Origin of the sequence: Mailhella massiliensis, from assembly GCF_020741395.1 — a bacterium.
Lineage (GTDB): Bacteria > Desulfobacterota > Desulfovibrionia > Desulfovibrionales > Desulfovibrionaceae > Mailhella > Mailhella massiliensis_A.
Genome location: NZ_DYZA01000159.1, coordinates 1 through 5,601 on the forward strand (window position 1 = coordinate 1; position 5,601 = coordinate 5,601).

General features: G+C 64.2%; 5 protein-coding genes and 1 pseudogene. All 6 read right to left on the reverse strand.

The window, feature by feature from the left end; genetic code table 11:
* Window positions 1–494 precede the first annotated feature (494 nt).
* The 6 genes and pseudogenes from K8W16_RS07885 to K8W16_RS07910 all read right to left on the reverse strand — a co-directional run bounded on the left by K8W16_RS07885 (window position 495) and on the right by K8W16_RS07910 (window position 4,957).
* Window positions 495–863 carry a hypothetical protein gene (locus tag K8W16_RS07885; RefSeq protein WP_304122603.1) on the reverse strand — a complete coding sequence of 123 codons (369 nt, stop codon included), beginning with the start codon at window positions 861–863 and terminating at the stop codon, window positions 495–497.
* 428 nt (window positions 864–1,291) lie between these two features.
* On the reverse strand, window positions 1,292–1,744 hold the full coding sequence (locus K8W16_RS07890) for a nucleoside recognition domain-containing protein (RefSeq protein ID WP_304122604.1): 453 nt from the start codon (window positions 1,742–1,744) through the stop codon (window positions 1,292–1,294).
* Entirely contained in the window at window positions 1,734–2,396 is a 663-nt protein-coding gene (locus tag K8W16_RS07895; RefSeq protein ID WP_304122605.1) for a nucleoside recognition domain-containing protein, read from the reverse strand. The genes K8W16_RS07890 and K8W16_RS07895 overlap by 11 nt, the downstream gene beginning before the upstream one ends.
* Complete coding sequence (locus K8W16_RS07900; protein WP_304122606.1) at window positions 2,389–3,591, reverse strand: AMP-binding protein; 1,203 nt, start codon at window positions 3,589–3,591, stop codon at window positions 2,389–2,391. Before K8W16_RS07900 ends, K8W16_RS07895 begins: the two co-directional genes overlap by 8 nt.
* Before the next feature lie 7 nt (window positions 3,592–3,598).
* Window positions 3,599–4,423 (reverse strand): annotated as a pseudogene (gene menB / locus K8W16_RS07905) (1,4-dihydroxy-2-naphthoyl-CoA synthase).
* Between the two features lie 117 nt (window positions 4,424–4,540).
* The gene (locus K8W16_RS07910; protein WP_304122607.1) at window positions 4,541–4,957 is read right to left on the reverse strand and encodes a PaaI family thioesterase; all 417 of its coding nucleotides are present in this window, start codon (window positions 4,955–4,957) and stop codon (window positions 4,541–4,543) included.
* Between the last annotated feature and the right edge of the window lie 644 nt (window positions 4,958–5,601).

A 5,601-nucleotide genomic window follows, 5' to 3' on the forward strand; every position in this document is an offset into this window, starting at 1 on the left:
AGATTTTTAGGGAGAAATGCTGACGTCGGCAGGAAGAAAAGATTTTCCGGAAAGAGCGGTTGCGGCGGCGAGATGATCGGATGTTTTGAGAAGAAAACAGCTTTTCCCCGGCTGCCTCTTGCCGAAGGGGAGGCTTCTTCCATGCTTAATGCTGTTTTTGCCTGCCGGAGCCTTTCCCAACACTCCGCTGCCGCGCCCACCTGCGGTGGCCGACCGCTGCCGGGCTTCGTCCGTCACCGGTGTAAGAGGAAGGGAGGAAAAGATTTTTAGGGAGAAATGCTGACGTCGGCAGGAAGAAAAGATTTTCCGGAAAGAGCGGTTGCGGCGGCGAGATGATCGGATGTTTTTGGGGAGGGATGCGCCGGGCGGCGGGAAAGTATCGGGCAGTCGCGTCCGGGAAAAGGGCCCTTGCCGCAGTTCTTTCTGGGGAATGGCTATAAAAAGAAGGCCGTTGCAGCGCATGCTTCCGCCTTTGTCTGCGAAGGGGAAACTTGTTATTTTTTCCTTATCAGGTCTTCCGGAGCCAGTTTTTCCAGTTCAGTGAGGGCGTCTTCCAATTCGTCGCTCAGGGTATTGGCGCGGCGCGGATCCCATGCCGCAAGGGCGGAACGCATGGCGGCAAGCGTATCTGCCGCCTTTTGCACTCCAGGCGTGAGCTGTGCCCGCGTTTCCTTGTCCATATCCGCAAAACGCAGGGCATCCGGCAGGTATTCGGCAAGTTCCGTCACCCCGTGCTTCATGCCCACAGGGCCGAAACGGTCCAGCTCTCCCCATACCAGCGCGCAGAGCTTCGGCCAGGCCTGAAGCACCTCATCTTCGTCATACGTCCACGCGCCCACGCGGATCTGCAATATCTTGCCCATGTTTTTTCCTTTTGCCGGTTTTGGACATGCCCGGAACAGCGTCGGAAAAAAAGCTTCCCCGGAGCAAAGGCGCTCTGGCCGCAGCTTTCCCGGCCTCTTGAAAAAGTTTTCCCCTGCGGTGAAGGCAGAATAAAGCCTAAGGAGAAGCCTGTTCCTTGGCAAGGGGGAACGCCGCGTTTTTCTTCAAAAAAAAAGCCCGATCATCCACTGACGTGGGGCGGGCCGGGACGCAGGTCGAGCCTTCCAACCTGTGCGGCAGGAGGAAGAGGCCGGAGCTTCCGGAACTTCATCCTGCAAGCGGATTCCGCACCGGAAGTGAGCCGGAGCCCTGCCTTCTGCGCTCTCCCTGCGCGTGAGACTGCCCGATGAGGGGGTTCGGGGGGAATCATTCCCCCCGGCGGAGCCCCGCGTGCCTTTCCTGCCTTTTCCTACACGAAGAAGAGCTTCATGGTGAGCATGGCGAGGGCGGCGTTGGCGAGCCCGAGGGCGTAGAGCGCGGGGTAGTGCCGGGGGTGGACGCCTGCGACGGCGAGGATGCGGCCTGCGTACTGTATCTGTGCGCCCATGAGGAATATGGCGGGCATGATGATGCTGATGTGTTCCTGGTTCATGATGCCGTGGGCGTAGAGGGCGGCAGCGGCGGCGACGCCTCCGCCGGCGGAGAACCATGTGGAGATGAGCACGGTGACGGCCTCGCCGGGGAGTCCGAAGAGCTGCATGAGGGGTGAGCAGACACGGCCGAGGGCGTCCATGAGCCCGCTGGTCTGGAGGGCGGTGATGAAGGCGAAGGCGAGCACGACATTGGGGAGCATGTTCTGGGTGGCGACTTTCCAGCCTTTGACCGTGCCGTCGACGAAGGCGGAATAGAGGTTATGCGCCATGGCCTGCCTCCTTTTTTTCTGCGAGGCGGAGGTAGAGGCGCATGATATTGATCCCCGCGACCTTGTAGAAGAGTATGACGCCGAGGGGGAGCAGCTGGGGCACGGAGAGGAAGGGGAAGAGGGCGACGCCCATGCTGAGGTACACGGTGACGGAGGAAGCGGAGCAGAACTGGAAGGCGGCGAAGAGGGTTTTTTCCTTTTCGGAGAGCAGGCCTTGTTCGGAGAGTTCGCGGGTCATGGCGGCTCCGGCGTCGGAGCTTTGCAGGCTGGAGATGAGGGCGAGGGCGGCGGAGCCGGGCAGGCCGAGCAGGGGGCGCATGAGGGGGGTGAGGAGCTTTTCGCCCGCGCGCAGGGCGCCCATGCGTTCTGCGGCCTCCACCACGCCGAGGGCGAGCATGATGCCGGGCACGAGGGAGAGGGCGAAGAGGAAGCCGTAGCGCGCCCCGCTGCCGCCTTTGCCGAGGAAGGTGAACTCTTCCGCGATTTTTCCGAAGGAGCCGCAGAGGTGGGAGAAGTCGAGGCACGGCAGACCGCCGGGCGCATGGGCGAAGGCCCCGGAAAAGAAGAGTATGGTCAGGATGAGGGCGGCGTAGGCGCTCCAGGGAAGGGGCGCGTTGTCCGGCGCGGAGGGGAGAGGGCGTTTTTCAGGCATGGCGGCTCCCTTCGTCATGTTCTTCTTGTGTTTTCTGCCGGTCGCGGCCAGGCAGGGGTGGGGCGGAGCGGGGGGCTTCGGCGGCGTGGTTCCGGCCTGCGGGGGCATCTGCGCAGAGGGGGCCGATTCCGGCCGGGGATGCGGGGGCCTCTTCCATGAGGCGGCGGGCCAGGGCGCGGGCCGTGGCCCTGTCCGGCTTGCCGGAGCCGGTGAGGGGGAGCTTTTCCACGAAAAACACGCGCTTCGGCCGGGCGTAGGGGTGCAGGCGCGCGAAGTAGGGCGCAAGGTCGGGCGCTTTTCCTTCCACGAGCAGGCATACGGCCTCGCCGAAGTGCGCGTCCGGCACGGAGGTGATCCAGAAGGGGCGGGGCAGGGCGAGCGTTTCTTCCAGCTCTTCGATATGCAGCTTTATACCGCCGGAATTGATGACGTTGTCCCTGCGGCCCAGGATGCGGAAGCGGCCTTCGGCGTCCAGCTCCGCGAGGTCGTTGGTGACGATTTCCTTGTCGCACATGGAGGGCGCGAGTATGGCGAGGCAGCCTTCTTCCGTGAGGCGCAGGCCCACCCCGGCAAAGGGCGTGTACCATTCCGAAGCCTGCGGCCCGCTCAGGCGGCGCAGGGCTATGTGCGAGAGGGTCTCCGTCATGCCGTAGGTGGACCACACATGGTGCGGGAAGCTTCTGAGGCTGCGGGCGAGTTCCGCGCTTATGGCGCTGCCGCCGAGAATGAGCTGCCCTGTGCCCCGAAGAAGCGCGGCCTCATGCGCATCTTCCAGGGAGGATACGGCCTGCGCCGGGGTCATGGCCAGAAAGCGCGGCGGCTCCTTCAGGCCGCGCAGGGGGTGGCCGGAAGGCTCTTCGCACCACAGGTCGAGGCCGCCTTCCAGGGCGCGCACCACCATCATCTTCGCGCCTATGTAGCGCAGGGGCATGCACAGAAGGGCGCTGTCGCCCTTTTGCAGGCCGAGAAAGGAGAGCGTCATGCGGGCGCTTGCGCGCATGCGTTCCTTTTCCGCGAGCAGGGCTTTCGGCGCGCCCGTGGAGCCGGAGCTGTGCACTTCCACGACGGGGGAAGGGGAATACCATGCTTCCAGGAAGTCTGCGAGGTCTTCGCGGATGCAGCGTTTCTCATGCCTGCGCAGGAGGGGCAGGGCACCGGGGCCGAAGGCGCGGCCGTAGAGCGTGAGGCTTTCCATGGGCGGCCTACGGGAAAAGGGGCGTGCGGGAAAAGTCCGGGGCGCGCTTTTCCAAAAAGGCGCGGCCGCCTTCCTGGGCCTCGTCGGTGAGGTAGTAGAGGAGCGTCGCATCCCCGGCAAGCTCCTGAATCCCCGCCTGGCCGTCCAGCTCCGCATTGAGCCCCGCCTTGATCATGCGCAGGGCCAGCGGGCTGTGCCGCATCATGGTCTCGGCCCATTCCACCATGGTGTCTTCCAGCTTGTCCGGGGGGACTACCGCGTTCACAAGGCCCATGTCCAGGGCTTACTGCGCGCTGTACCGGCGGCAGAGGAATCAGATTTCCCGCGCCTTTTTCTGACCCACCACGCGCGCGAGGTAGGAAGCGCCGAAGCCCGCGTCGAAACTGCCCACCCGCGGCCCGGTCTGGCCGAAGCGGGCGTTTTCCGAGGCGATGGAGAGGTCGCACACCACATGCAGCACATGCCCGCCGCCTATGGCGTAGCCGTTCACCATGGCAATGACGGGCTTGGGCAGGGAGCGGATCTGCTTCTGCACGTCGAGCACGTTGAGGCGGGGCACGCCGTCCTCGCCCACATAGCCGCCGCGGCCCTTGAAATTCATGTCGCCGCCGCTGCAGAAGGCCTTGTCCCCCGCGCCGGTGAGGGCCACCACGCGGATATCCGCGGATTCGCGGCAGAGGCGCAGGGCGTCGCCCATTTCCGCCACCGTGACGGGGGTGAAGGCGTTGCGCCGGTGCGGCCTGTTGATGGTGATTTTCCCTATCCCGCCGTAACATTCAAACAGGATATCCTGATACTGCTTGATGGGCGTCCATTCGCGTTGTGTGCTCATGCTGTGTCCTTGTGAGTCTGCCCGGCATGTCGCCGGGGCGCCGGGTTTGGGCGCGTGCCGTGCCTGTCCTGAAGGGGCCTGCGGGGGCGTTTTTCTTTCCGCGAACCCGAGGGGATTTCAGCCTTTCTCGCGCTCTTTCTGCTCTTTGATGCAGTTAGTCACGCGGCCGGAGGAAATGAGGCGGCCCTCAGTGTCGTGAATGTCCACGTTCCACACATGCAGGCGGCGCGAGCACTGGAGCAGCGTGGCCGTGGCCGTGACTTCGTCCCCCAGGGGCACGGCGCGCATGTGGTTTGCGCTGACCTGAATACCGAGCGGCACTTCATCGGGGCCGCAGAGCGCGAGGGAACCGTAGCCCGCCAGGGTCTCCATGAGCGCGAGGGATGCCCCGCCGCTCAGAAAGCCGAATATCTGGCAGACCCTTTCCTCCACCTTCATGCGGGCCGTGGCGCGGCCTTCCGCGGCGGAGACAAGTTCCATGCCCAGCACGTCGTGCAGGAAGGCGGGGGGAGCCGCGTTGGCGTTGTCTTCCATGTGGTGCTCCGTAAGATTCTTCTTTTGCAGAAAAGAGGGAAGTGGAAGTATAGCCGAGTTGCGTCCTTACGGCAAGAGGCCGTACCGGATGCCTTGCCGTGAATACTTTGCGGAAGGTATGCGGCACAATGCAGAAAAGAAAGGGATGAAGATACTGTGACGATAAAGCAAGTTTTCTTGTATATCCTTTGTTCTGCAATGATTTTGAAGAAACAATGCATGCTTTTTGCGCGGTGACGCCGTCCTTTTTTCATGTATGGAGGGGGCAAAGGCGGGGGGCTCGTGAGGAAGGCCGGGGCGGGCCTCTTCGGCACGTTGCCCGGCGGGAAGGGCCGGTCGCGGGGGAAAATCTTCGGCATGCCGCCCCCCGCGCGGGGCAGGCCGTACAGGGCCCGGCGGGGGCTGCGGCAGGGGTGCAGGCCGCCGGGCGGAGAGCTTTTCGCCTTCAGGAAGCGGCAAAGGCAGGGAGGGCGCAGGAAGGTGCGGCCGAATGGGGCGTGCAGGGGGAAGGGCCTCCGCACCCGGGAAAAGCTCCCTTCGGGCCCTCCGTGCGGAAAGGGAGGGCCGGGGCAAAGGGCGGAAGGAGCGGCGGAGGGGGCAAAGGCGGGGGGCTCGTGAGAAAGGCCGGGGCGGGCCTCTTCGGC

Excerpts from the sequence above, each read along its gene's own strand:
- K8W16_RS07885 (WP_304122603.1), bottom strand. The coding sequence starts at position 863 with ATGGGCAAGATATTGCAGATCCGCGTGGGCGCGTGGACGTATGACGAA.
- K8W16_RS07890 (WP_304122604.1), bottom strand. The coding sequence starts at position 1,744 with ATGGCGCATAACCTCTATTCCGCCTTCGTCGACGGCACGGTCAAAGGC.
- K8W16_RS07895 (WP_304122605.1), bottom strand. The coding sequence starts at position 2,396 with ATGCCTGAAAAACGCCCTCTCCCCTCCGCGCCGGACAACGCGCCCCTT.
- K8W16_RS07900 (WP_304122606.1), bottom strand. The coding sequence starts at position 3,591 with ATGGAAAGCCTCACGCTCTACGGCCGCGCCTTCGGCCCCGGTGCCCTG.
- K8W16_RS07910 (WP_304122607.1), bottom strand. The coding sequence starts at position 4,957 with ATGGAAGACAACGCCAACGCGGCTCCCCCCGCCTTCCTGCACGACGTG.